The organism is Mesorhizobium sp. M0047, assembly GCF_040323315.1.
Lineage (GTDB): Bacteria > Pseudomonadota > Alphaproteobacteria > Rhizobiales > Rhizobiaceae > Mesorhizobium.
This window is the reverse complement of the sequence record NZ_JAMYUW010000049.1, coordinates 29,557-51,541: the sequence shown is the minus strand read 5'-3', so window position 1 is coordinate 51,541 and position 21,985 is coordinate 29,557. Positions and strand designations below refer to the sequence as shown.

The following is a 21,985-nucleotide window of genomic DNA, read 5'->3' as shown; positions in this document are numbered from 1 at the left end:
TTCGAACCTATTTTCCCGTTCGCCGACATCCGCGAACTGCTGCCGCCGGCGCCGCCGATCCGGAAGGTCATGGTGAGCACCAAACGGGTCGACTGACCGGCGCGACGCTCCCTCAGCCCTGCTCCTGTTGGCTGCACGGCTTCGAACGCCCTACGAGCGAGCAGCACTTTTCCCAACGTTTTCAGACACCGCCCCCCGGCATGCTGCGGCGCAGCAACGAATTCGCTTGCCTTGTTTAGTAAAAATTGCATCACTAAACAAATTACTAAACATCTGCCGCGCTGCCGCGCCGCCATGTTTGGGCCCCTGAGGAGAGGGGTTGAGGGCTTTTGAAACCGTCATCCGGACGCGTTTCGCAAATGGGAGGAAGGCATGAAATCGAGATTGAAACTGGCGTTGGGACTCACCTCGGCGATTACAGCGTCGACAGCCGTCTCGAACGTCGCGCACGCTGAAGACCTGACGCTGTGCTGGGCCGCCTGGGATCCGGCAAACGCGCTTGTCGAACTGTCCAAGGATTTTACCAAGGAAACCGGCATCGGCATGAAATTCGAATTCGTGCCGTGGACCAATTATGCCGACCGGTTCCTCAACGAGCTGAATTCGCATGGCAAGCTGTGCGACCTGATCATCGGCGACAGCCAGTGGATCGGCGGCGCCGCCGAGAACGGCCACTACGTCAAGCTGAACGACTTCTTCGACAAGGAGAAGATCAGCATGGACGACTTCGTGCCGGCAACCGTCGTCGGCTATTCGGAATGGCCGAAGAACACGCCGAACTATTGGGCGCTGCCGGCCATGGGCGACGTCGTCGGCTGGACCTATCGCAAGGACTGGTTCTCCAAGCCGGAACTGCAGAAGGAATTCAAGGAGAAGTATGGCTGGGATCTCGGCCCGCCGGCCACCTTCGACCAGCTGAAGCAGGTCGCCGAATTCTTCCAGAAGCGTGAGATCGACGGCAAGACCGTCTACGGCGCCTCGATCTATACCGAGCGCGGCTCTGAAGGCATCACCATGGGCGCCATGGATGTACTCTACAGCCATGGCTTCCAATACGAGAACCCCAAGAAACCCTACGAGATGGAAGGCTTCGTCAACTCCGACAAGTCGGTGAAGGGGCTGGAGTTCTACAAGGCGCTCTATGATTGCTGCACGCCGCCCGGTGCGTCGAACAGCTACATGGGCGAAGGTGTCGATGCCTTCAAATCCGGCCAGGTAGCGATGCATATGAATTTCGCCTTCACATGGCCTGGCCTGCAGAAGGACGAGAATGTCGGCGGCGACAAGATCGGCTACTTCGTCAACCCGAAGGGTCCCGACGGCGAGCAGTTCGCCCAACTCGGCGGCCAGGGCATCTCGGTGGTGTCCTATTCCGACAAGCAGGAAGCGGCGCTGAAATACATCAAGTGGTTCGCCAACAAGGACGTGCAGTCCAAGTGGTGGTCGCTCGGCGGCTATTCCTGCCTCAACGCAGTGGTCAAGGATCCGGCCTTCCCGGCCAGCCAGCCCTACGCGCAGACCTTCCTCGACTCGATGGCCATCGTGAAGGACTTCTGGGCCGAGCCTAGCTACGCACCGCTGCTGCAGGCCTCGCAGAAGCGCTTCCACGACTATGTCGTCGCCGGCCAGGGATCGGCCAAGGACGCACTCGACGGTCTCGTCAAAGACTGGACGCAGGTCTTCCAGGACGATGGCAAGATGTAATCGGCTCCTCCCGAGCTAGGCCTCAGAGGCGGATGATTTTCAGGTCGAATCGACCAGAAATCATCCGCCTCCGGGGAAAAAAGAGAGAGCATGATGTCGTCCGAAAACCGCTGCACACTTTTCGGCATCATGCTCTTGGTCCCGTGCCGCCTTAGCACGGGACGCGGTTCAGATAAATTCCATGACAGAGACGACCAAGTGACCGAAGCAGGACTGACCATGCTCAATCGGACCGCGGAGAACGTTGCCCGGGCGACCCCGGAACCGTTGGCCCGCAAGGTCCGGGGCATCAGCGACAAGGGTCTCGCCTGGCTGTTCATCTCGCCGACGATCCTGTTGCTGCTCGCCATCAACATCTTCCCGCTGTTTTGGGCGATCTACCTGTCGTTTACCAACTACCGGGCCAACCGCCCGAACGAAGTGGTGAAGAACCTCGGCTTTGCCAACTACCAGCGCATCCTCGGCGACAAGGATATCTGGGTCGCCATGCAGACCACGGCGCATTTCGTGTTCTGGACCATCCTGTTGCAGACGCTGATCGGCTTCACGCTGGCCTGGCTGATCGACAGGAAGTTTCGCGGCCATGCCTTCTGGACGACGCTGATCCTGGTGCCGATGATGCTGTCGCCGGCGGTGGTCGGCAATTTCTGGCGCTTCCTCTACGAGCCGCAGATCGGCCTGTTCGCCTACGCGATTTCCTTCGTCACGAGAATTCCGCCAACCGATATCCAGATGCTCTCCAACGTCTCGCTGGCGCCCTGGTCGATCATCATCGTCGATACGTGGATGTGGACGCCCTATGTGATGCTGATCTGCCTCGCGGGCTTACGCTCCATCCCCGAATACATCTATGAGGCGGCCGAGGTCGACCGCGCCTCAAACTGGCGGCAGTTCTGGTCGATCACGCTGCCGATGGCGCTGCCCTTCATCATGCTGGCGGTGCTGTTTCGCGGCATCGAGAACTTCAAGATGTTCGACATGGTCAACCTGCTGACCGGAGGCGGGCCGGGCTCGACCACCGAGGTCGCCTCGATCACGCTGAAGCGGCAGGCCTTCGAGAGCTGGCGTACCGGCTATTCCTCGGCCTTCGCCATCATCCTGTTCGTCGCGGTATTCGGGCTGGCCAACATCTACGTCAAGGCGCTCAACAAGGTGAAGCAGAGATGAGCCTGACCACCGCCCACTCGGTCGTCGCACCCTCGGTCAACTCGAAGCGCATCGCCGGCGCGATCATCATTGCCTATGCTTTGATCTCAATCGTGCCGCTGCTGTGGATATTCGCCACCAGCTTCAAGACGCCGCCGGATTCGATCGCCTATCCGCCGAAGATCCTGTTCCAGCCTAGCCTAGAAGGCTACTGCAACCTGTTCACGACGCGGACCCGGCAGACGCCCGAATACATCAACTCGCTGGGTCCGGCGACCGGCTTCTGCGACGAGACCACGCGCAAGCGCAACATGGTCATCGCGGGCCCGTCCAACTTCCTGCCGCGCTTCGTCAATTCACTGATCATCGCCTTCGGCTCGACCTTCTGCGCCGTGTTCCTCGGCACGCTGTCGGCCTATGGCTTCTCGCGCTTCAAGGTGCCGCTCGCCGACGACCTTTTGTTCTTCATCCTGTCGACCCGCTTCATGCCACCGATCGCCGTCGCCATTCCGATCTACCTGATGTACCGCGAGCTTGGCCTGTCGGACACCGCTCTCGGCATGATCCTGCTCTACACGGCGGTCAACGTGTCGCTGGCTGTATGGCTGCTGAAAGGCTTCATCGACGAGATCCCGCGCGAATATGAGGAAGCGGCGATGATCGACGGCTATACGCGGCTGCAGGCGTTCTGGCGCACCGTGCTGCCGCAGGCGACGACCGGCATCGCCGCGACCGCCATCTTCTGCCTGATCTTCGCCTGGAACGAATATGCCTTCGCCGCTCTCCTGACCTCCGGCACGGCGCAGACCGCGCCGCCCTTCATCCCGACCATCATCGGCGAAGGCGGCCAGGACTGGCCGGCGGTGGCAGCCGGCACGACGATCTTCCTGGTGCCGATCCTGGTCTTCACAATCCTGCTTCGCAAACAATTGCTGCGCGGCATCACCTTCGGCGCGGTGCGCAAATGATTGATGTGGGAATAAGAGACCGCCGGTGTCACCGTTTCCCTTCTCCTCGTTCACGGCTACGGGATCGACACACTTGCGAACGCTTAGCATTTAGCGATAGCGCGCATGGCAAGCGGGCACATGTATCGTCTGGCGCCGCGCCAGGTCGACCCCCACTCCGTCGAGCTTCGCTCGACACCTCTCCCCCGATCGACGGGGTAGAGGAAGGGCGCGAACCTAATTCAGCCAGGCTCCCTTCCTCTCCCTCCGGAGGGGGGAGAGGTGGCGCTGCGAAACAGCGACGGAGTGGGGGAACCACCTGGCAGCCATCTCTCCCTTTGGGTGTGGAAAAGGAAGGCTACGTATGACGCGCGCCGCCATCTCCAGGAAATCATCATGGCCTCGCTGGGCCAGGCGCGGGCTGATGGAAAACATCGCCACGGCGCTGATCGCCGTCGGCTTCCTGATGCTGTTCCAGCCCTTCGCGCTGTCGCTCTACACCTATTCCTTCATCACCATGCTCGCCGGCACGGTGATGTTCATCGTCGTCTCGAAGTTCCCGGAATAATCATGGCCGAAATTCGCGTCCAGCACCTGAGAAAGGCCTTCGGCGATTTCGTCGCCGTGCAGGATTCCAACTTCGTCGTCGAGGATGGCGAGTTCTTCGTCATGCTCGGGCCATCGGGCTGCGGCAAGACGACGACATTGCGTATGATCGCCGGGCTCGAATTGCCGACCGGCGGCCAGATCCTGCTTGGCGGCGACGATGTCACCATGCTGCGGGCACGCGAGCGCGACATCGCCTTTGTCTTCCAGCTGTTCGCGCTCTATCCGCACATGAACGTGTGCAAGAACATCGGCTTTCCGCTCCTGGCGCAAGGCATGCCGTCGGCTGAGATCCGCACGCGGGTCGAGGAGACGGCGAAGCTGCTGCGCATCGACCACCTGCTCGACAAATCCGTCTCCGGCCTTGCCGGTGGCGACCGCCAGCGCGTGGCGCTCGGCCGCGCCATCGTGCGGCGGCCCAAATGCTTCCTGATGGACGAGCCGCTTGGTACGCTCGACACCGAATTCCGTGATCTGATGGTGCATGAACTGCGCGAGTTGCACAACCGCATCCACGCCACGACCGTCTATGTTACGCACGACCAGATGGAAGCGATGTCGATGGCCGACAAGATCGCGGTGATGAACCATGGCGTCATCGAACAGTTCGGCACACCTCGCGAAATCTACGACCGCCCGGCGACCATGTTCGTCGCCGACTTCATCGGCTCGCCGCCGATGAACTTCTTGGGCTTTGGCGGTGGATTGGCGAAAGGCGCCAGGGAGATCGTCGTGCAAGGTGCGAAAGTGGCGGTGCCGGAGGTGCGCGAGGATGTTGCGCCGGTCGACATGGCGCTCGGCATCAGGCCCGAACACATCCGCTTCGATGACAATTCGAAGCTGCGCGGCGCCATCTATGGCACCGAATATCTCGGCACCACGCAGATCGTCGCGGTGGAGACGGCGGACGGCATCATCAAGGCACGCGTGCCGGCCGAAATCCGGCTCTCGACCGGAGATCATGTCGGCCTGACGCTGAGCAGCGCGCGGCTGTCGCTGTTCGAGAAGGGATCCGGCCGCGCGGTGAGAACCGCGATCCACGATGTGGCCTCTGAGCGGAGGGCCCGTCATGGCTGACGTGCGCATCAGGAACGTGACCAAGAGTTTTGGCGACCATGCCGCCGTCAATGGCCTCGACCTGCATATATCGGATGGTGAGTTCGTCGTGCTGCTCGGGCCGACCGGCGCCGGCAAGACGACGACGCTGCGGCTCATCGCCGGGCTGGAGCGGCCGGATTCCGGCACGATCGAAATCGGCGGCCACAATGCCACCGCGCTGTCGCCGGCCGAGCGCGATACGGCTTTCGTGTTCCAGCAATATTCGCTCTATCCGCATCTGTCGGTGTTCGACAACCTCGCCTTCCCGCTGCGCTCGCCGGCGCGGAAAATGCCGGAAGACCAGATCCGCCGCCGGGTCGAGGAGGTGGCGAGGATGGTGCGCATCCATCACAAGCTCGCCAACCGTTCGACCAAGCTTTCGGGCGGCGAAATGCAGCGCGTCGCCATCGGCCGCGCGCTGGTGCGCAAGCCGTCGATTTATCTGATGGACGAGCCACTGTCGTCGCTGGACGCCAAGCTGCGCGGGGACCTCAGGCTTGAGCTCAAGCGCATCCAGACCGAGCTCGGCGCCACCATGCTCTACGTCACGCACGACCAGATCGAGGCGATGACCATGGCCGATCGCATCGGTATCCTTGCCGATGGCGAGCTGGTGCAGATCGGTTCTCCGCGGACGATCTATTCTGAGCCGGCTAACCTGCATGTCGCGGCAAGGCTAGGCCAGCCGGCGATCAATCTTCTGCCGACGGGGTTGCTGCCCGATAGTGGCGCGCCGGCGGGAACCAAGACAATCGGCGCCCGCACCGAACATCTGGCGATCGAGAAGGCTGCCAACGGCCATGCCGACGGCGTCGTCGACTGGGTGGAGCATCTCGGCGACCAGAACCACCTGCATGTGACGGTGGGACCCAAGAAACTGGTGACGCTGACCGATCCCGACACGGATCTGGCGCAGGGCGACAGAGTGGTGATCCGCTACCGGTCGCCGCTGTATTTTGGCGCCGATGGACAACGACTGATGTGAACGGGCTGATGTGAACGGTTTTCGGTGTTTGCTAGCCAAGGGTTCAGCACCGGTTTTCGACTTTGCGAGTACGGGACGAATTCGATGAAGCACTTTTTCAATCGCAGGGAAACGATCGTCACCGAGGCGCTGGAGGGCCTGTTGCGAACTATTGGCGCGGGCGATCTCGCCCGTCTCGATGGCTATCCCGAAATCAAGGTCATCCTGCGCGCCGGTTGGGACAAGACGAAGGTCAGCATCGTCTCCGGCGGTGGCGCCGGGCACGAACCATCGCATGCCGGCTTCGTCGGCAATGGCATGCTGACGGCGGCGGTCTCGGGCGAGATCTTTGCCTCGCCAAGCGTCGAAGCGGTGCTGGCGGCCATTCGCGCGGTGACCGGTCCGCCCGGCTGCCTGCTCATCGTCAAGAACTACACAGGTGACCGCCTCAATTTCGGCCTCGCGGCCGAGAAGGCGCGCGCCGAAGGGTTTCGCGTCGAAATGGTGATCGTCGCCGACGACATCGCTTTGCCTGACATCACCCAGCCACGCGGCGTTGCCGGCACCTTGTTCGTGCATAAGATCGCTGGCCATCTTTCGGAAACCGGCCATGACCTGGCGTCCGTTGCTGCAGCCGCGCGCGCGGCGGCGAAGGATATCGTTTCGTTCGGCATGTCGCTGTCGTCCTGCTCGATCCCCGGCCAGCCGCATGAAGACCGGTTCGGTGAAAATGACGGCGAGCTCGGCCTCGGCATTCATGGCGAGCCGGGCGTCGAGCGCATTGCGGTGCAGAGCGCCGACAGGCTGGTTGCGGTCATGGCCGAGCGCCTGTCGGCACGGCTCGATCCTGCGGCCGGCTACGCCCTGCTGATCAACAATCTCGGCTCTGTGCCACCGCTCGAAATGTCTGTTATCGCCAACGCGGTGCTGGCTTCGCCTCTGGCCAAAGCGATCAAGCTGACCATCGGCCCAGGCCCGCTGATGACGGCGCTCAACATGAACGGTTTCTCGCTGTCGCTGATCCGGCTCGACGCGGCACGAGAAACAGCCTTGCTGGCGGCAGTCGGCCCGCATGCCTGGATGCCGGCAAAGCCTGTTGTGCCGCCTGCCGTCTTGCCGTTGTCGAAAGCGGCCGGGCAAAGCGCGGCGCGCAAGCCCAGCCAGGATGCACGCACCAGGCGCCTGATCGTCACGGTCTGCGAAAGACTGATCGCGCTCGAAGGCACCTTGAACGCGCTGGATGCCAAGGCGGGTGACGGCGACACCGGCTCGACGGCAGCGACCGGCGCACGCAGCGTGCTGGAACGGCTCGACACGCTGCCGCTTGCCGAATCTTCCGCGACCCTTGGTGCGATAGGTGACATTCTGAGCGCGTCCATGGGCGGGTCCAGCGGCGTGCTGCTGTCGATCTTTTTCACGGCGGCGGCTCAGGGTTTGGACAGCGGGGCCAAACTGGCCGAGGCGCTGCTGGCCGGCCTGGAGCGGATGACCTTCTATGGCGGTGCAAGGATCGGGGACCGGACCATGGTCGATGCCTTGGAACCGGCCCTGAAAGCGCTCGACGCCAATGGCCTGGAAGATGCGGCAACAGCCGCCCGACGCGGCGCAGAGGCTACCTCCTCCATGGAGAAGGCGAAGGCCGGACGATCCGCCTATGTCGGCAGCAAGCTGCAAGGTGTTGTGGACCCGGGCGCGCATGCGGTGGCCGAGGTCTTCGCGGCCGCCGCCGCGCTGCACGAAGCGGCCTGATGCATGCTCCAGTTGTCGAATGAGCGTTCTTTCGATACTGCCGGAAGGGTGGAAACCAGGAATGCGGGTGATATGGCGGCGCTGAACCTTGCCGGGCTGATTACGGCTGCCGCGGACACGATTGCCGCGCACGCCGAAGAGTTGACGGCGCTCGACCAGGCGATCGGCGACGGCGACCACGGGTTGAACATGAAGCGCGGCTTCGAGGCGGTGCGGGCCGAGGCCGAGATGTTTGCTGCCAAGCCATTGCCCGAGGCGCTGAAGGCGATCGGCACCAAGCTGGTGATGACGGTCGGCGGCGCTTCCGGCCCGCTGTTCGGAACTTTGTTCATGGCGCTCGGCAAGGAAATTTCGGCGGAGCCCGATCGCACCAATCTGACCGCGGCCTTCGGCAAGGCGATCGAAGCGGTGGCCGCGCGCGGCAAGTCACAGGTTGGACAAAAAACCATGCTCGACGTCCTACAGCCGGCGCATGATGCGTTGGTCGTGGGCAAGACTGGATCGGAAATCGCCGATGTCGCCGACGCTGCGGCTAAGGCGACCGTGCCGATGAAGGCCCTGCGTGGCCGCGCCTCGTTCCTCGGCGACCGCTCGATCGGCCACATGGATGCCGGCGCACGTTCGACCGCGCTTCTGGTACGCACGATCGTCGAGATGCTGGAACGTCAGCCATGAGCAATGTCGGCATCGTCATCGTTTCGCATTCGCCGCTGGTCGCCGAGGGCACGGCCGACATGGTGCGGCAGATGGTGGGCGACGAAGTGCCGCTTGCGTGGTGCGGCGGAAACGGCCATGGCGGACTCGGCACCAATGTCGAGGCCATCATGGCCGCCATCGACAGGGCCTGGTCGGAGGCCGGTGTCGCCATCCTGGTCGATCTCGGCGGCGCCGAGACCAACAGTGAAATGGCGGTGGATTTGATCGGCGAGCCCCGGTCGCAAAAGATCATCGTGTGCAACGCGCCGATCGTCGAAGGCGCGGTGATGGCGGCGACCGAGGCGTCCGGCGGCGCCTCGCTGAAGGAAGTGGTGGCGACGGCGCATGAATTGTCGCCGTCGTGAGCGAACGGGAAGCTTGAAGACATGTCCGCATCCGCCGAAGCGACCGTTGTGATCACCCACGAGGTGGGCCTGCACGCGCGTCCTTCGGTGAAGTTCACCAAGCTGGCCAAGACTTTTGCCGCCGAGGTGGAAATTGCGCTGGCCGCCAACGGACCATGGTTCGACGCCAAGAGCATCGTCAAGGTGATGGCGGCCAAGGCGCCGAAGGGCACCGTGCTGCATATCAGGGCCAGCGGCGACGGCGCCAATGATGCCGTTGACGCGCTGGTCGAGCTGGTGCGCCGCGATTTCGATGAAGGCACGGACCATGTCCGAACCGCTTAGGCTGCAAGGCATTTCGGCCTCGGCCGGCTATGCCGAGGGGCCGCTGTTCGATTTCGACCGGATTGCCGCATCCTATGTCGGCAAGGAAACAGCCGACGATGAGAAAGCCGCGCTTGAGACCGCAATCGGCAGTGCGGCGGCTCGTCTCGCCGCTTTGATCCAAACCGCCGACGACGACGCTGCCGACATTCTTGAATTTCAAATCGCCATGCTGGAGGACGATGCACTGAGCCGCCCGGCCTTTGCCGCGATAGGGGCTGGTCAACCCGCCGATGTGGCGTGGCGACAGGCGCTCGACGCCGAGATCGCCGGCTACGATGCCTCGGACCAGGACTATTTCCGCGCACGTGCCGCCGACATACGCGACATCAGGGACCAGGTGCTGCGGGCACTGACCAAGGACAGCGACATCCAGGCACCGGCCGGCGCCATTCTCTATGGGGAGGACATCGCACCGACGCGCTTTCTCGAAACCGACTGGAGCGGCGGCGGCGGGATCGCGCTGGAGGCAGGCAGCACCGCCAGCCACGTCGCCATGCTGGCGCGCTCGCGCGGCGTTCCCATGGTCGTCGGGCTGGGCGCTTCGCCGGCTCACCCTGCGGGCATCGCCCTGCTCGACGCCGAACATGGCGGCATCGTGCTGTCACCCTCCAAGGCCGATATCGCCGCCTTTCGCCAATCGTCGTCATCGTTCTCGGCGCGCCGCGACCGGGCTGGGACTTTCCTGGCGCGGCCGGCGGTGACCAGAACCGGCACGTCCGTTCGCGTGCAGGTCAACATCGCCGACCCGTCCGAAGTCGACGCCGTCGACATCGCTACCTGCGACGGTGTCGGGCTGATGCGCACCGAATTCCTCTTCGGCAGGACGCTTCCGGATGAGGAGACGCAATATCGCGCCTACCGCAAGGTGCTGGAGTGGGCCGGCGACAAGCCGGTGACGATCCGTACCGTCGATGCCGGCGGCGACAAGCCGGTGCCCGGCTTCACCGTCGAGGAGAGCAACCCGTTTCTTGGCCTGCGCGGCATCAGGCTGTCGCTGGCAAGACCGGAGGTTTTTCGTGTACAGATCCGTGCGCTGTTGCGCGCAGCCGTGTACGGCAGTCTGAAGGTGATGTTCCCGATGATCGCCGTTATTGAGGAATACAGGCAGGCAGCGGCGATATTCGCTGAGGAACAGGCCGCGCTTGCCGCGCGCGGCATCGCCCAAAAGATGCCGCCACTCGGCATCATGGTCGAAGTGCCTTCGGTGGCGATCGCGCCGGAAGCGCTTGCCGAGGTCGACTTCTTTTCTATCGGCTCAAACGATCTCACCCAATATGTCATGGCGGCCGCCCGCGACAATGCCGCGGTGGCACATCTGAATTCGGTTCGTCATCCTGCCGTGCTGCGGCTGATCGCTGCCGTGACCGCGTTTGGCTCGCGTGAAAATATCCCGGTCAGCCTGTGCGGCGATGCCGGCGCGGACCCCGCCTCAATCCCGTCACTGCTCGAGGCCGGCCTGCGCGACCTTTCCGTCGCTCCGGCGCAACTTGCCATGGCCAAGGCGGCCATCGCCGACATTTCGATTTAGGCGCGGCTGGCATGATCGACAAGAAACCCGAACCTGGCTCCGAAGAGGCAATCCGCGCCTACAAGACGATCCTGTCGCACGTCATCGACCAGCGCCCGTCCGGCATGCGCCAGCGCCTTGCAGATGCGCTCGGCAAACACCGCAGCTTCGTCACGCAGATTTCCAGTCCGGCGTATTCGATCCCGATTCCGTCCAAACATTTGCCGGCTATATTTTCGGTGTGCCATTTCAGCCCGGCAGAGCGCGATCAGTTTCTCGCGGCCTATCACCAGGCGCATCCGGGGAAAATGTCGATCGCGGCAGGCATGCGCAAGACGCGCCATGTTTCGCTCGTCGTGCCGGATTTCGGCGACGACAAGCAGAACGCCGCGCTCGACAGGGCTGTGAACGATTTCATCCAGAAGATCACCAGCATCACCGGCAAGGGTGGCTGACCCTTTGGAGTTTGTACGCAATTCCGGACGGAAAACCGTTACACACTTTGCCTGGAATTGCTTTGATGTCAGGCCCATTTCGGGAGGAGACGGCCGTGAAGAAATTCATGAATTCGGTGGACACGGTGCTGACCGAGAGCCTCGACGGTTTCGCGGCAGCTCATGCCGACATTCTCATGCTTGGCGACGAGCACAAATTTGTCCGCCGCAAGACCTTGCGGCCGGGCAAGGTGGCGCTGATCTCCGGCGGCGGCTCCGGCCACGAGCCGCTGCATGGCGGCTTTGTCGGTCACGGCATGCTGGACGCCGCCTGCCCCGGCCAGGTGTTCACCTCGCCGACACCGGACCAGATGCTGGCAGCGGCGGAAGCCGTCGACACCGGCGCCGGCTGCCTGTTCATCGTCAAGAACTATGAGGGCGACGTGATGAATTTCGACATGGCGGCCGAGATGTCGGAAGGCGCCCAGCAGATCGTGACCAATGACGATGTCGCCGTCGAGAATTCTTCTTATACGACGGGCCGGCGCGGCGTCGCCGGTACATTGGTGGTGGAAAAAATCGTTGGAGCGGCGGCCGAACATGGCCTGGCGCTGGCGCCACTGAAGGCGCTGGGCGACCGCGTCAACGCTGCAACCCGCTCGATGGGCGTGGCACTGACCAGTTGCACGGTCCCGGCAGCGGGCAAGCCAACTTTCGACATCGGCGACGGCGAAATGGAATTCGGCGTCGGCATCCATGGCGAACCCGGCCGCCGGCGCGACACGTTGAAAAGCGCCGATGCTATCGCGCAGGAGATTTGTGCCGCGATCCTGGGCGATCTCGGCGACAGGGCGAAAGGCCCGGCGCTGCTGTTCGTCAATGGCTTCGGCGGCACGCCGCTGATGGAACTCTATCTGATGTACAACAGCGCGCGGGCGATCTTTGAGACGCATGGCGTGACGGTGACCCGTTCGCTGGTCGGCTCCTACGTCACCTCGCTCGACATGGCCGGCTGCTCGATCACACTCACCATGCTCGACGATGAGACGACCGCATTCTGGGACGCGCCAGTGCACACGGCGGCGCTGCGCTGGGGCATGTAGAGCTGCTTACACCCCGCTTTTCTGCAACTATCCCGGACAATTCTTTAGCCGCAACATTGTCCGGGTTGATGCTGCCATCTCTCATGCCACCCGAAGAAAAAGCTGCTGCTGCCCTACGCCGATCCAGAAGCGCCAGCCGTCGAGATCAGATCCGTGACCAACTGATCGAGCGTCCCCTTGTCGACCTCGAGCTCCCGCCGGCGGGCGGCACCTGCGGTTTGCCTTTTGACAAATCCTCCCGGTCGCGAAATCGCCTCCGCTGACCGTTCCCGACAGGAAACGTCCAGAAATAGTCGTCAAGGCGAGGCGACAAGCAACCGAACTGACCGGCTCGGCCGTTGCTTTTCTTCCGTAGAGTAAGGTAAAACCTGCCTGGGTCGTGGGGAGATAGCGTAATGCGTTACAATTGGGAGCGGGCTCCGTCGAGCTTCGAACGTCACAGAAAAGCGCTGGCGACGGTTATTTTGATCGCTGGCGGCATTGGCCTTATGCTTGTGGCCCTGCCGATCTAGAGAAACTGGCTTTCACCAAGCGGATTCCGCCTGCCTGGGCGCTCGATGCGTGTTGGCGCGGCTGACCGGTCACGGCAATGAGGCGGCGGTCGCGGCCGTTGATAGCGCCTCCCCCAGCTCAAATGTCATCAGCACAACAGCGCGCATTTGCGGCCAAGGGTAGAGCGCGCTATCTGGAGGGTTGAAAATCATTCCTGGGGAGGAGCCGGATGACTTCACGCTATCACGAGGTCTATGAGGGCTGGAAACGCGACCCGGAACAATTCTGGGCGGATGCGGCCCGCGCCATCGACTGGTATTCGCCCTACGACAAGGTGTTCGATGCCGCTGCCGGCGTCTATGGCCGCTGGTTTACCGGCGCCACCTGCAACACCTGCTACAACGCCATCGACCGCCATGTGGCGGGCGGACGCGCCGACCAGATCGCGCTGATCCATGACAGCGCCATCACCGGTACGGTCAAGAAGTTCACCTATGCTGAACTCAAGCGCGAGGTGGTCGCACTCACCTCGGTGCTGAAGAACCGCGGCATCGGCAAGGGCGACCGCGTCATCATCTACATGCCGATGGTGGCGGAGGCGGCCATCGCCATGCTTGCCTGTGCCCGCATCGGCGCGGTGCATTCCGTGGTGTTCGGCGGCTTTGCCTCGCATGAGCTTGCCACCCGCATCGACGATGCCAGACCGAAGCTGATCATTTCCGCTTCCTGCGGCCTGGAGCCGGGTCGCGTCGTCGCCTACAAGCCGCTGCTCGACAAGGCGATAGAGATCTCCCGCCATAAGCCGGACGCCTGCCTGATCCTGCAGCGCGACCAGCTGCGCTGCGAACTCAAGGAGCATTTCGACATCGACTACGCCGATGCCGTCGCCCGCGAACGGGCAGCCGGCGCCAATGTCGACTGCGTGCCGGTGTTTGCCACCGACCCGCTCTACATCATCTACACATCAGGCACGACCGGCCAGCCCAAGGGCATCGTGCGCGACAATGGCGGTCACATGGTCGCGCTGAAATGGACGATGGAAAACGAGTTCGGCGTCAAGCCGGGCGAGGTGTTCTGGGCAGCATCCGATGTCGGCTGGGTGGTCGGGCATTCCTATATCGTCTACGGGCCGCTGCTGCATGGCTGTACCAGCATCCTGTTTGAGGGCAAGCCTGTCGGTACGCCCGATGCCGGCACCTACTGGCGGGTGATATCGGAATATGGCGTCGTAGCACTTTTCACTGCGCCGACCGCATTCCGCGCCATCAAGGGGCAGGATCCGAAGGGCGAGTTCATCGCGAAATACGATTTGTCGAAATTCCGCACGCTGTTCCTTGCCGGCGAGCGCGCCGACCCGGAAACCATCAAATGGGCGGAGCAGAAGCTGAACGTGCCGGTGATCGACCATTGGTGGCAGACCGAAACCGGCTCGCCGATGACGATCAATCCCGCCGGCCTCGGCCTGCTGGCGGTGAAATACGGCTCGCCCGGCGTGCCTATGCCCGGCTACGACATTCGCGTGCTCGACGATGCGGGCCACGAGGTGCCGCGCGGCACGCTGGGCAATGTGGTGGTCAAGCTGCCGCTGCCAGCCGGCTGCCTGCCGACGCTGTGGAACGCCGATCAACGCTTCCGCCAAGCCTATCTCGACGAGTTTCCCGGCTTCTACAAGACCGCGGATGCCGGCATGGTCGACGAGGACGGCTATCTCTACGTCATGGCCCGCACCGACGACATCATCAATGTCGCCGGCCACCGGCTGTCGACCGGCGCCATGGAGGAGGTGCTTTCGGCCCATCCCGATGTCGCCGAATGCGCGGTCATCGGCATTGCCGATGCGATGAAGGGGCAGGTTCCGCTCGGCTTCGTGGTGCTGAACGCGGGCGTGACACGCGATATCGGCCTGATCGAAGGTGAGGTGGTCGGCCTGGTGCGCGAACGCATCGGTCCGGTCGCCGCCTTCAAGACGGTGGTGACGATCAAGCGCCTGCCCAAGACACGCTCGGGCAAGATCCTGCGCGGCACCATGCAAAAGATCGCCGACAAGGAAGAATGGGCGATGCCGGCCACCATCGACGATCCGGTCATTCTCGACGAGATCTCCGCCGCCCTGAAGGCGCGCGGGATCGGCCTTTGAGCCGCTGAAGCGGTTTACTTGTCGGTGCGGCTTTTAGGATCGGCGGGCAGTCTTTTATTGTGCACGGAGAATGCACTCTACTACACGATCCACTACGTTGTCGGCGCGGCCATGCTTGGGTGGCGATCGTCCGCGCCGGAGCGTCACGATGAACGGAACGCGGCCGGCATTGCCCGGGCAGCGGTCAAATCAGACCGGTGCCTTGCCGCGCACCTCCGACTTTTCCAGATAGTAGGTCGAGTATTTGTCGAAGAATTTCTCCGATCCGCCGAACGACCCGTATTTGGCCAGCTTCTTCAGGTCGACCTTGTTCAGCACCGCGCCGACGATCTTGTTGGCGACGTAGGGTTCGGATTCCAGCATCGACCTGACCATTGCGCGCGGCGTGCTCCCCCATTCGGTGACGAGCACAAAACCGTCGACCAGCGGCGCGAAGGCCTTGGCATCGACCACGGGTCCGAGCGGCGGCAGATCGACGACTATGTATTCGAATGTCTCCTTGGCGTTCTCGACAAAACGCCGCATGCCCGCCGAAGAGAGAAGTTCGCTCGTATGTGAGAAGTTGCCGCGCAGCGCTGCCGGGATGATCGCCAGCTTTGTCTGCCTGTCGATCTTGCCGACGGACTGCCAGGTCAGGCCGTTGACCACCGCCTCCATCAAGCCCTGCTCGGCTTCCATGCCAAGGCCCCGGCTGAGGCCGGGATTGCGCATGTCACCGTCGATCAGCAAGGTCTTGGCACCGTTGGTGGCAAGCAGGCCGGCGAGATTGGCCGCGACCGTCGACTTGCCCTCGCCGGGGAGCACCGAGATGATGCCGATGACGCGGCTGCCTTGCCCTTCCAATACGACGTCGAAGGCGATCTTGGCGCTGCGCAGCGTCTCGGAGAACATCGAGGCAGGCGAATCGATGCTGACCCGCATGCGCGCCCGTTTTTCCGCAGCCGACAGCGATTTGGCGGTCTTGGCATCCACCTGGGTCTCGCCCGGCTTTTCCTCCTTGCCGAGTTTGCCGCCGATCATCGGCAGATAGCCGAGGAATTTCAGACCGACGCGGTCGCGTACATCCTCGCCGGTCCTGAAGAACCGTTCGTTGAACTCGTTCAGGCCTCCGAAGCCGGCGCCCATCAGCATGCCAAGAACCAGCGAAAGGCCAAGCACGACAATTGTGCGCGGGCTTGACGCGCTAAGCGGCATCGAAGCGTCCGAGATGATGCGGATCTTGCCGACCGGGAAGGATTGCTGCTGCGCGGCTTCCTCATAACGGCCGAGGAATGTCTGATAGAGCGTGGTGAGCGCCGTCGCCTGCTGATCGAGTTCACGCAGCTTGACTTGCGTCTGGTTGTCGACGGAGCTCTTGCCTTGTGCGGCCGCTACGTTGGCCCTGAGCGCGGTCTCGCGGGTCTGCGCCACCTCATATTCGTTGCGATAGCTTTCGGTCAGCTGCTTCAGTTCGCCGAAAATCTGGGTCGAGATGTCGGCCTTCTCTTTGGCGAGTGCAACCGCCTGTGGATGCTCGGGACCGAAATTCGCCTCGACGTCCTGCAGCCGCTTGGACACCGCCAGGTAGCGGGTCTTGAGCGCCGCGATGACCGAACTGCTCGGCTGGTCGCTCGATATGGCGGCATCCTTGAAGGCGTTGTCGGAACCGCTGTCGACAATCGCCTTGTACTGCTGGTAGCGGGCGCTGGCGCGCGCGGTGTCGGCCTGCGCCACGATGAGCTGCGCATTGAGATCGGAGAGCTGCTTGTCGCTCATCAGCTGGCCATCGCTGTTGGCGGCGAGCCCGTGTTCGGCCCTGAATTTCTCAACGGCGAGCGAGGCTGCCTGGGAACTCTGGCGCAGTTCCGTCAGCCGACCCTGCAGCCAGACCGCCGCCCGCTCGGTGGCGTCGAAGCTGGCATCGAGCTGATCGGCGAGATAGGCATCGGCATAGGCTTTGGTGACCGCGTTTGCGAGGGTCGGATCCGTCGCCTGATAACCTAGCGTGATCACGAAGCTTCGCCCGACGCGCTCCGCCTGCACCTCGCTTTGCAGCTTGAGGATTGCGTAGTCGCGACGCGACGTCGCCATCAGCGCGTCGCGGGCGGCGGGGTCGAGCTTGCTGATGTCGCCAACACCCGGCATGGAAGGGCTGGGGCGGACATACTGGATCACGCTTCGGACGAAACCGACGCCCGTCGCCAGAGCCGATACGGGCGGATTCATGAACGCATCATTCTGGTCGAGCTTCAGCTTGTCGACGACGACCGAAGCAAGCCGCGTCGAGGTCAGGATTTCGATCTGGCTCAGGATGGCGGAATCGGTCTGCATGGTTGTCGACGCGGCCGAAATGTCGTCGACAATCTTGTTCAAGCCCTCGTCGATCAGCACGCTCGCGTACGACTGATATTTGGGCGGCGTCGTCTGCAAATAGAGCACGCCCAGGAAAAGGCCAATGACAGCGCACACGGCAACCACCTTGGCCTGCCGCGCAGCCATGCCAAGCAGCCGCTCGATATCGATGAAGTCTTCGCCGTCTCCTGCGTCGGAATTCGGCAATGGCATCCTCTTGTCGAGAGGAAAGTTGGCATAGTTCATCTTCGGTCCAATTCTAGAGCCGGTCCCATTCCGATTGATCGCAATGGGCTCTATCTCACTATTTGAACATGATCTTTTCCGGAAACCGGGACCCACTTTCCGGGATCATGCTTTGGCTTGCAGGCGCCGCCAGGATCGGGAGTGTTTGCGCAAAAGCGACGCAAACTTCGTGCCAGACAGCGCGGGGCCTATAGCCCCGCGCCATCCACCATCTGAAAATGCTCCCAAAACATGGGCATTATGCGGCTTCTTCCTGACGTTCATGCGACCGGACGAACTCCTGAAGCATCTCGAAAACCGGGCCCTTCATGTCGTCGCGCGCGAGCGCGAAGGCGATGTTGGCCTGGATGAACCCTTCCTTGGAACCGCAGTCGAACATGCGACCCTTGAAAGGCTGGGCGAAGAACGGCTGATCCTTTGATAGACGCACCATGGCGTCCGTCAGCTGGATCTCGTTGCCGGCGCCGCGCTGCTGATTGCCCAGAAGCGCGAAGATCTCGGGCTGCAGGACGTAGCGGCCGTTGATGTAGAAATTCGACGGCGCGTTGGCCGGCGCCGGCTTTTCGACCATCGCCGTCACCTCGAAGCCACTGCCGATCTCGGCGCCGCGGCCAACGATGCCGTATTTGTTGGTCTCGGTCGGTTCGCAACGCTCGACGGCGATGACATTGCCGCCGGTGCGTTCATATAGGTCGACGGTTTCGGCGAGGCATCCGCGCCCGCCAAAGGAGACCATGTCCGGCAGCAGCAAGGCGAAGGGCTCGTTGCCGATGACTTCGCGCGCGCACCAGACGGCATGGCCGAGCCCTTGCGGCGATTGCTGGCGGATGAAGCTGGTGGCGCCGGCCACCGGCAAGAGGCTTTCCAGCGACTGCAACTGCGTCTTCTTGCCGGTCTGTTCCAGGGTTCCGATCAGTTCCGGATGGAGGTCGAAATAGTCCTCGATTACCGCCTTGTTGCGACCGGTCACGAACACGATGTGCTCGATGCCGGCCTCGAAGGCCTCGTCCACCGCATATTGCACGACTGGTCTATCAACGACAGGAAGCATTTCCTTCGGCATCGATTTGGTCGCCGGCAGGAACCGTGTTCCAAGCCCCGCCACCGGTATGACGGCCTTCCTGATTTTCTTCATCGCAAATTCCTTCTGAGGAGATCGACTTCAGTCCATTCACAGGCCACGAAAAACTCTCCATGTGCCTGCATCTTCACCTGCCCACCCCAACGGCAAACTGCGCCGCCATTCTTCGCAACCGCACGGCGATCGGCATGCCCATATGCCTGACCGCCGCCGGGTCGCCGAGTGCTGTCAGGATCGCCTTGAATGGCGACCGCGCCTTGATGTGCTGAACCATCGACAGGAATGAGGCGGCCGTGCGCAGGCTGCGGCCGCGCCGGGCGAACGCGGCCCGCGCGGCGTCATCCATCTGATGGGTTTGAGCGAACACCGCATCTGCCCTGTGCATGGCTTCGATATGGTGAAGCTCGAGCACACGGGAGATGGAGCCGCTGCGGATATGATAGGCATAGCCGATATCAGGTTCGACGACGCATTTGCCGCCCATGGCCAAGGCGTTGGCCAGGAGGATGTAGTCTTCCCCGATGATCAGTTTTTCATCGTAGCGAAGCCCGTTCTCGTTCAGGAACTCGCGCTGGAAGATCGGCTTGAGATAGCCGAGATTGAACTTAGATTCGAAGAGGATGTTGCCGGCGATGTAAGTGGCCAGCGAAATTTCCCGCAAGCCTTCCAGATAGTGCCGCGGGAACATCGCGGCCTCGATGATACCGTCCTCGCGAATGACCTGGAGGTTGTCGACGGCGATCTGGGCGCCTGCACTCTCGGCACGCGCGATCATGGCGGCGAGCCGATTGGGAAAGACGGCGTCGTCGGAATCGAGAACCGCGATCCACCTGCCTCGGGCGGCGTCGAGGCCAGCATTCCTGGCCCCGCCAGGGCCGCGATTGCTGGCCAGAGCGACGACGCGGACGATATCCTGCGGATAGGCCCGCGCCACATCGAGCGTCGCGTCGCTCGACTTGTCGTCGACAACGATGATTTCGACGCTGACGTTGTTCTGGGCGATGGCGCCGGCGATCGCCCGGTCGAGGGTCGCCTCGGCGTTGAAGGCGGCAATCACGAAGCTCACATCAGGCTGCACGCTTGCCTCCCTCCTGTGGCGAAGGCTGACCGTAGAGCCGGATTTCGCGAATGCCGACCAGCCCACTGACGACGCCGACATGCATAATGCCGCGCAGCACGCTTCGGTTCCTTCGAACCGGACTGATGAGGACCGGAAGTGCCGAGGCGAAGCAATAGATGGCCTTCGCCGACGCCAGGCCGACCTGCTTGACCAGGCCGATGCCGCGCGCGTTGCGCCCCAGAAGATGGCCATGCGTCTGCCCGACGCGGAAGCGGCGGCGGCCGAGCCAGTCGAATGCCGCCCTTGTGCGCGGCACCACCTCGTCGACCCAGGCTTCCGGCGCAAAAGCGATGCGGCCTCCGGACTTGTGCATCTGGTCGAAGAACTCGGTGTCCTCGCCGCCGGTCTGGCCGCGCGCCAGGCTGAAGCGGCGGCCGCGCAGGCTCCCAGATCCCATCCGGAGCAGGACGTTGCAGGTGTAGCCGGTCTGGATCTCGCCGCGCACCCAGACGGGCAAGGTCGAATGGAAATCGCCGCGCCGCATCCAGTCCGGCGCATCCGGGCGATAGTGCGCCCTGACCGGGCCGAGCACAGCGGCGGCATCGCTTGCTTCAGCCATGGCGACCAGTTCGACGAGCCATGCGGGCGTGGCCGTCTCGTCGTCATCGATGAAGGCGACGAAATCCGCAGTGCTGGCGTCGAGGCAGGCGTTGCGGGCGATCGAAATGTTACGCGCCGGAGCATGCTGATAGCGGATCGGCACCGTCAATTCCCGCGACAGCGCCGTCACCAGGTCGCGGGCGGTCGGGGCGTCGTCATTGTCGGCGACGACGATGCTGACATCGAACCCTTCAGGCATGTCCATGGCGTCGAGCGAGCGTAGCGTGTCGGCCAGTTCCGGCCGGCGGAACGTGCAGACGCCGACGTCAATGCTGCGCTTCTTGCCCTGCGCCGCCATCACGCCGCCTCGCGTCGCGACCCGAGGCCGAGAAGCTGCAGCCAGAAGCCGACCGACCAGCCAAGATGCATGACCATCGCCGAAACGCCGGCAAGCGCGATATCGGCATTGCGCTGGCGGATGGCCGTCGACAGGCCATAGAAGAGGCATACCGAAGCCCAGACCAGCAGCGGCACTGCCGCCAGCCAATACACAAAGGAGAAGGCGGCCAACAGCACGACCGGAAACACCAACAGCGGCACCATCTGCCGGACCTTTGGGATGACGCGATGCTTGAGGACGTTCTTGGCGCGGCCGCGGCCATAGCCGAGATACTGGAAATAGAGGCCGCTGAGCGAGGCGCGTGGATAGTAGACCATCTGCGTCTTGCCGCTCATCCAGATCTTGTAGCCGGCTTGTCTCAGCCGGTAATCGAGCTCGGCGTCCTCATTGTGACTGAACGTCTCGTCATAACCGCCGACTGCCTCGAAGGCCGATATCCGCATCAGTGCGTGATGGCCGTGGTCGATCCACTCTCCCCCCGAAAGATGCCGATGCTTCGAGCCGCCGGTGCCGAGCTTGGAATTCTGTGCCGCGGCGGCGGCCTTCTGCACGGTGCCGCTGCCGCTGGTCAGCATCGAAACGACAACCGAATCCGCCCCGGTGGCCAATGCCTCCTCGACCAGCCGGTCGCAATAGTCGTCGGGATAGCCGCCATGCGCATCGATGCGGATCAGATAGTCGGCGCCCTCGCCGAACGTGCCGACGGCGAGATTGATCGCCGCGCTCTGGATGCGTCGCTTATTGTTAAGCAGGACAACGCGCTGGTCCTTCGCAACGATATCCTTGACGATGGCCAGCGTGCCGTCGGTGCTGCCGCCGTCAGCGACAATGATCCGGGCGTCAAGCCTGGCTGCCGCGGGTCGCAATTGATCGAGCAGCGCGCCGATATGGGCGGCTTCGTTCAGACACGGGATAACGATCAGGCTGGATGAAGGCTTTTCAGTCTGCGTCAT

General features: G+C 62.8%; 19 protein-coding genes and 1 pseudogene. 15 read left to right on the top strand and 5 right to left on the bottom strand.

What is annotated here, in order from left to right; genetic code table 11:
• The 15 genes and pseudogenes from NKJ89_RS35850 to NKJ89_RS30925 all read left to right on the top strand — a co-directional run.
• Window positions 1–96: pseudogene (locus NKJ89_RS35850) on the top strand (PIG-L deacetylase family protein); the annotation flags it as partial.
• 276 nt (window positions 97–372) lie between these two features.
• Window positions 373–1,704: an ABC transporter substrate-binding protein gene (locus NKJ89_RS30990; RefSeq protein WP_352608214.1), complete on the top strand. Its 1,332-nt coding sequence runs from the start codon at window positions 373–375 to the stop codon at window positions 1,702–1,704.
• Window positions 1,705–1,923: 219 nt separating this feature from the next.
• Window positions 1,924–2,871, top strand: a complete 948-nt coding sequence (locus tag NKJ89_RS30985; protein WP_502904185.1) for a carbohydrate ABC transporter permease — start codon at window positions 1,924–1,926, stop codon at window positions 2,869–2,871.
• Entirely contained in the window at window positions 2,868–3,818 is a 951-nt protein-coding gene (locus NKJ89_RS30980) for a carbohydrate ABC transporter permease (protein ID WP_023761527.1), read from the top strand. The genes NKJ89_RS30985 and NKJ89_RS30980 overlap by 4 nt, the downstream gene beginning before the upstream one ends.
• 343 nt (window positions 3,819–4,161) lie before the next feature.
• The gene (locus tag NKJ89_RS30975; protein ID WP_352608210.1) at window positions 4,162–4,365 is read left to right on the top strand and encodes a hypothetical protein; all 204 of its coding nucleotides are present in this window, start codon (window positions 4,162–4,164) and stop codon (window positions 4,363–4,365) included.
• A 2-nt stretch (window positions 4,366–4,367) separates the two neighbouring features.
• Entirely contained in the window at window positions 4,368–5,480 is a 1,113-nt protein-coding gene (locus NKJ89_RS30970) for an ABC transporter ATP-binding protein (RefSeq protein ID WP_352608208.1), read from the top strand.
• Window positions 5,473–6,486: an ABC transporter ATP-binding protein gene (locus NKJ89_RS30965; protein WP_352608206.1), complete on the top strand. Its 1,014-nt coding sequence runs from the start codon at window positions 5,473–5,475 to the stop codon at window positions 6,484–6,486. Before NKJ89_RS30970 ends, NKJ89_RS30965 begins: the two co-directional genes overlap by 8 nt.
• 84 nt (window positions 6,487–6,570) lie before the next feature.
• Window positions 6,571–8,214: a dihydroxyacetone kinase subunit DhaK gene (locus tag NKJ89_RS30960; RefSeq protein ID WP_352608204.1), complete on the top strand. Its 1,644-nt coding sequence runs from the start codon at window positions 6,571–6,573 to the stop codon at window positions 8,212–8,214.
• Between the two features lie 72 nt (window positions 8,215–8,286).
• Window positions 8,287–8,889 carry a dihydroxyacetone kinase subunit DhaL gene (gene dhaL, locus NKJ89_RS30955; RefSeq protein WP_352608202.1) on the top strand — a complete coding sequence of 201 codons (603 nt, stop codon included), beginning with the start codon at window positions 8,287–8,289 and terminating at the stop codon, window positions 8,887–8,889.
• Entirely contained in the window at window positions 8,886–9,275 is a 390-nt protein-coding gene (dhaM, locus tag NKJ89_RS30950) for a dihydroxyacetone kinase phosphoryl donor subunit DhaM (RefSeq protein WP_352608200.1), read from the top strand. Before dhaL ends, dhaM begins: the two co-directional genes overlap by 4 nt.
• Window positions 9,276–9,296: 21 nt before the next feature.
• Complete coding sequence (locus tag NKJ89_RS30945) at window positions 9,297–9,599, top strand: HPr family phosphocarrier protein (RefSeq protein ID WP_352608198.1); 303 nt, start codon at window positions 9,297–9,299, stop codon at window positions 9,597–9,599.
• Window positions 9,583–11,169, top strand: a complete 1,587-nt coding sequence (ptsP, locus tag NKJ89_RS30940; RefSeq protein WP_352608196.1) for a phosphoenolpyruvate--protein phosphotransferase — start codon at window positions 9,583–9,585, stop codon at window positions 11,167–11,169. Before NKJ89_RS30945 ends, ptsP begins: the two co-directional genes overlap by 17 nt.
• An 11-nt stretch (window positions 11,170–11,180) precedes the next feature.
• Entirely contained in the window at window positions 11,181–11,603 is a 423-nt protein-coding gene (locus tag NKJ89_RS30935) for a hypothetical protein (RefSeq protein ID WP_352608194.1), read from the top strand.
• Window positions 11,604–11,698: 95 nt separating this feature from the next.
• On the top strand, window positions 11,699–12,685 hold the full coding sequence (dhaK, locus tag NKJ89_RS30930) for a dihydroxyacetone kinase subunit DhaK (RefSeq protein WP_352608192.1): 987 nt from the start codon (window positions 11,699–11,701) through the stop codon (window positions 12,683–12,685).
• Window positions 12,686–13,406: 721 nt separating this feature from the next.
• Window positions 13,407–15,314 carry a propionyl-CoA synthetase gene (locus NKJ89_RS30925; protein WP_352608190.1) on the top strand — a complete coding sequence of 636 codons (1,908 nt, stop codon included), beginning with the start codon at window positions 13,407–13,409 and terminating at the stop codon, window positions 15,312–15,314.
• A 189-nt stretch (window positions 15,315–15,503) separates the two neighbouring features.
• Here NKJ89_RS30925 and NKJ89_RS30920 read toward each other — a convergent pair whose 3' ends face one another.
• From NKJ89_RS30920 to NKJ89_RS30900, 5 genes are all read right to left on the bottom strand, one after another.
• On the bottom strand, window positions 15,504–17,891 hold the full coding sequence (locus tag NKJ89_RS30920; protein ID WP_352608188.1) for a polysaccharide biosynthesis tyrosine autokinase: 2,388 nt from the start codon (window positions 17,889–17,891) through the stop codon (window positions 15,504–15,506).
• Window positions 17,892–18,129: 238 nt separating this feature from the next.
• The gene (locus NKJ89_RS30915) at window positions 18,130–19,026 is read right to left on the bottom strand and encodes a UTP--glucose-1-phosphate uridylyltransferase (protein WP_352608186.1); all 897 of its coding nucleotides are present in this window, start codon (window positions 19,024–19,026) and stop codon (window positions 18,130–18,132) included.
• Window positions 19,027–19,099: 73 nt separating this feature from the next.
• The gene (locus tag NKJ89_RS30910) at window positions 19,100–20,050 is read right to left on the bottom strand and encodes a glycosyltransferase family 2 protein (protein WP_352608184.1); all 951 of its coding nucleotides are present in this window, start codon (window positions 20,048–20,050) and stop codon (window positions 19,100–19,102) included.
• Window positions 20,040–20,990 (bottom strand): glycosyltransferase family 2 protein, encoded by a 951-nt coding sequence (locus NKJ89_RS30905; protein WP_352608182.1) that lies wholly within the window; start codon window positions 20,988–20,990, stop codon window positions 20,040–20,042. Before NKJ89_RS30905 ends, NKJ89_RS30910 begins: the two co-directional genes overlap by 11 nt.
• Window positions 20,990–21,985, bottom strand: coding sequence for a glycosyltransferase family 2 protein (locus NKJ89_RS30900; RefSeq protein ID WP_352608180.1), 996 nt, complete (start codon window positions 21,983–21,985; stop codon window positions 20,990–20,992). The genes NKJ89_RS30905 and NKJ89_RS30900 overlap by 1 nt, the downstream gene beginning before the upstream one ends.

Excerpts from the sequence above, each read along its gene's own strand:
- dhaM (WP_352608200.1), top strand. The coding sequence starts at position 8,886 with ATGAGCAATGTCGGCATCGTCATCGTTTCGCATTCGCCGCTGGTCGCC.
- NKJ89_RS30985 (WP_502904185.1), top strand. The coding sequence starts at position 1,924 with ATGCTCAATCGGACCGCGGAGAACGTTGCCCGGGCGACCCCGGAACCG.
- NKJ89_RS30980 (WP_023761527.1), top strand. The coding sequence starts at position 2,868 with ATGAGCCTGACCACCGCCCACTCGGTCGTCGCACCCTCGGTCAACTCG.
- dhaL (WP_352608202.1), top strand. The coding sequence starts at position 8,287 with ATGGCGGCGCTGAACCTTGCCGGGCTGATTACGGCTGCCGCGGACACG.
- NKJ89_RS30900 (WP_352608180.1), bottom strand. The coding sequence starts at position 21,985 with ATGACGCAGACTGAAAAGCCTTCATCCAGCCTGATCGTTATCCCGTGT.
- NKJ89_RS30945 (WP_352608198.1), top strand. The coding sequence starts at position 9,297 with ATGTCCGCATCCGCCGAAGCGACCGTTGTGATCACCCACGAGGTGGGC.
- NKJ89_RS30965 (WP_352608206.1), top strand. The coding sequence starts at position 5,473 with ATGGCTGACGTGCGCATCAGGAACGTGACCAAGAGTTTTGGCGACCAT.
- NKJ89_RS30970 (WP_352608208.1), top strand. The coding sequence starts at position 4,368 with ATGGCCGAAATTCGCGTCCAGCACCTGAGAAAGGCCTTCGGCGATTTC.
- NKJ89_RS30990 (WP_352608214.1), top strand. The coding sequence starts at position 373 with ATGAAATCGAGATTGAAACTGGCGTTGGGACTCACCTCGGCGATTACA.
- NKJ89_RS30935 (WP_352608194.1), top strand. The coding sequence starts at position 11,181 with ATGATCGACAAGAAACCCGAACCTGGCTCCGAAGAGGCAATCCGCGCC.
- NKJ89_RS30960 (WP_352608204.1), top strand. The coding sequence starts at position 6,571 with ATGAAGCACTTTTTCAATCGCAGGGAAACGATCGTCACCGAGGCGCTG.
- NKJ89_RS30975 (WP_352608210.1), top strand. The coding sequence starts at position 4,162 with ATGACGCGCGCCGCCATCTCCAGGAAATCATCATGGCCTCGCTGGGCC.
- ptsP (WP_352608196.1), top strand. The coding sequence starts at position 9,583 with ATGTCCGAACCGCTTAGGCTGCAAGGCATTTCGGCCTCGGCCGGCTAT.
- NKJ89_RS30905 (WP_352608182.1), bottom strand. The coding sequence starts at position 20,990 with ATGGCGGCGCAGGGCAAGAAGCGCAGCATTGACGTCGGCGTCTGCACG.
- NKJ89_RS30920 (WP_352608188.1), bottom strand. The coding sequence starts at position 17,891 with ATGAACTATGCCAACTTTCCTCTCGACAAGAGGATGCCATTGCCGAAT.
- NKJ89_RS30915 (WP_352608186.1), bottom strand. The coding sequence starts at position 19,026 with ATGAAGAAAATCAGGAAGGCCGTCATACCGGTGGCGGGGCTTGGAACA.
- NKJ89_RS30925 (WP_352608190.1), top strand. The coding sequence starts at position 13,407 with ATGACTTCACGCTATCACGAGGTCTATGAGGGCTGGAAACGCGACCCG.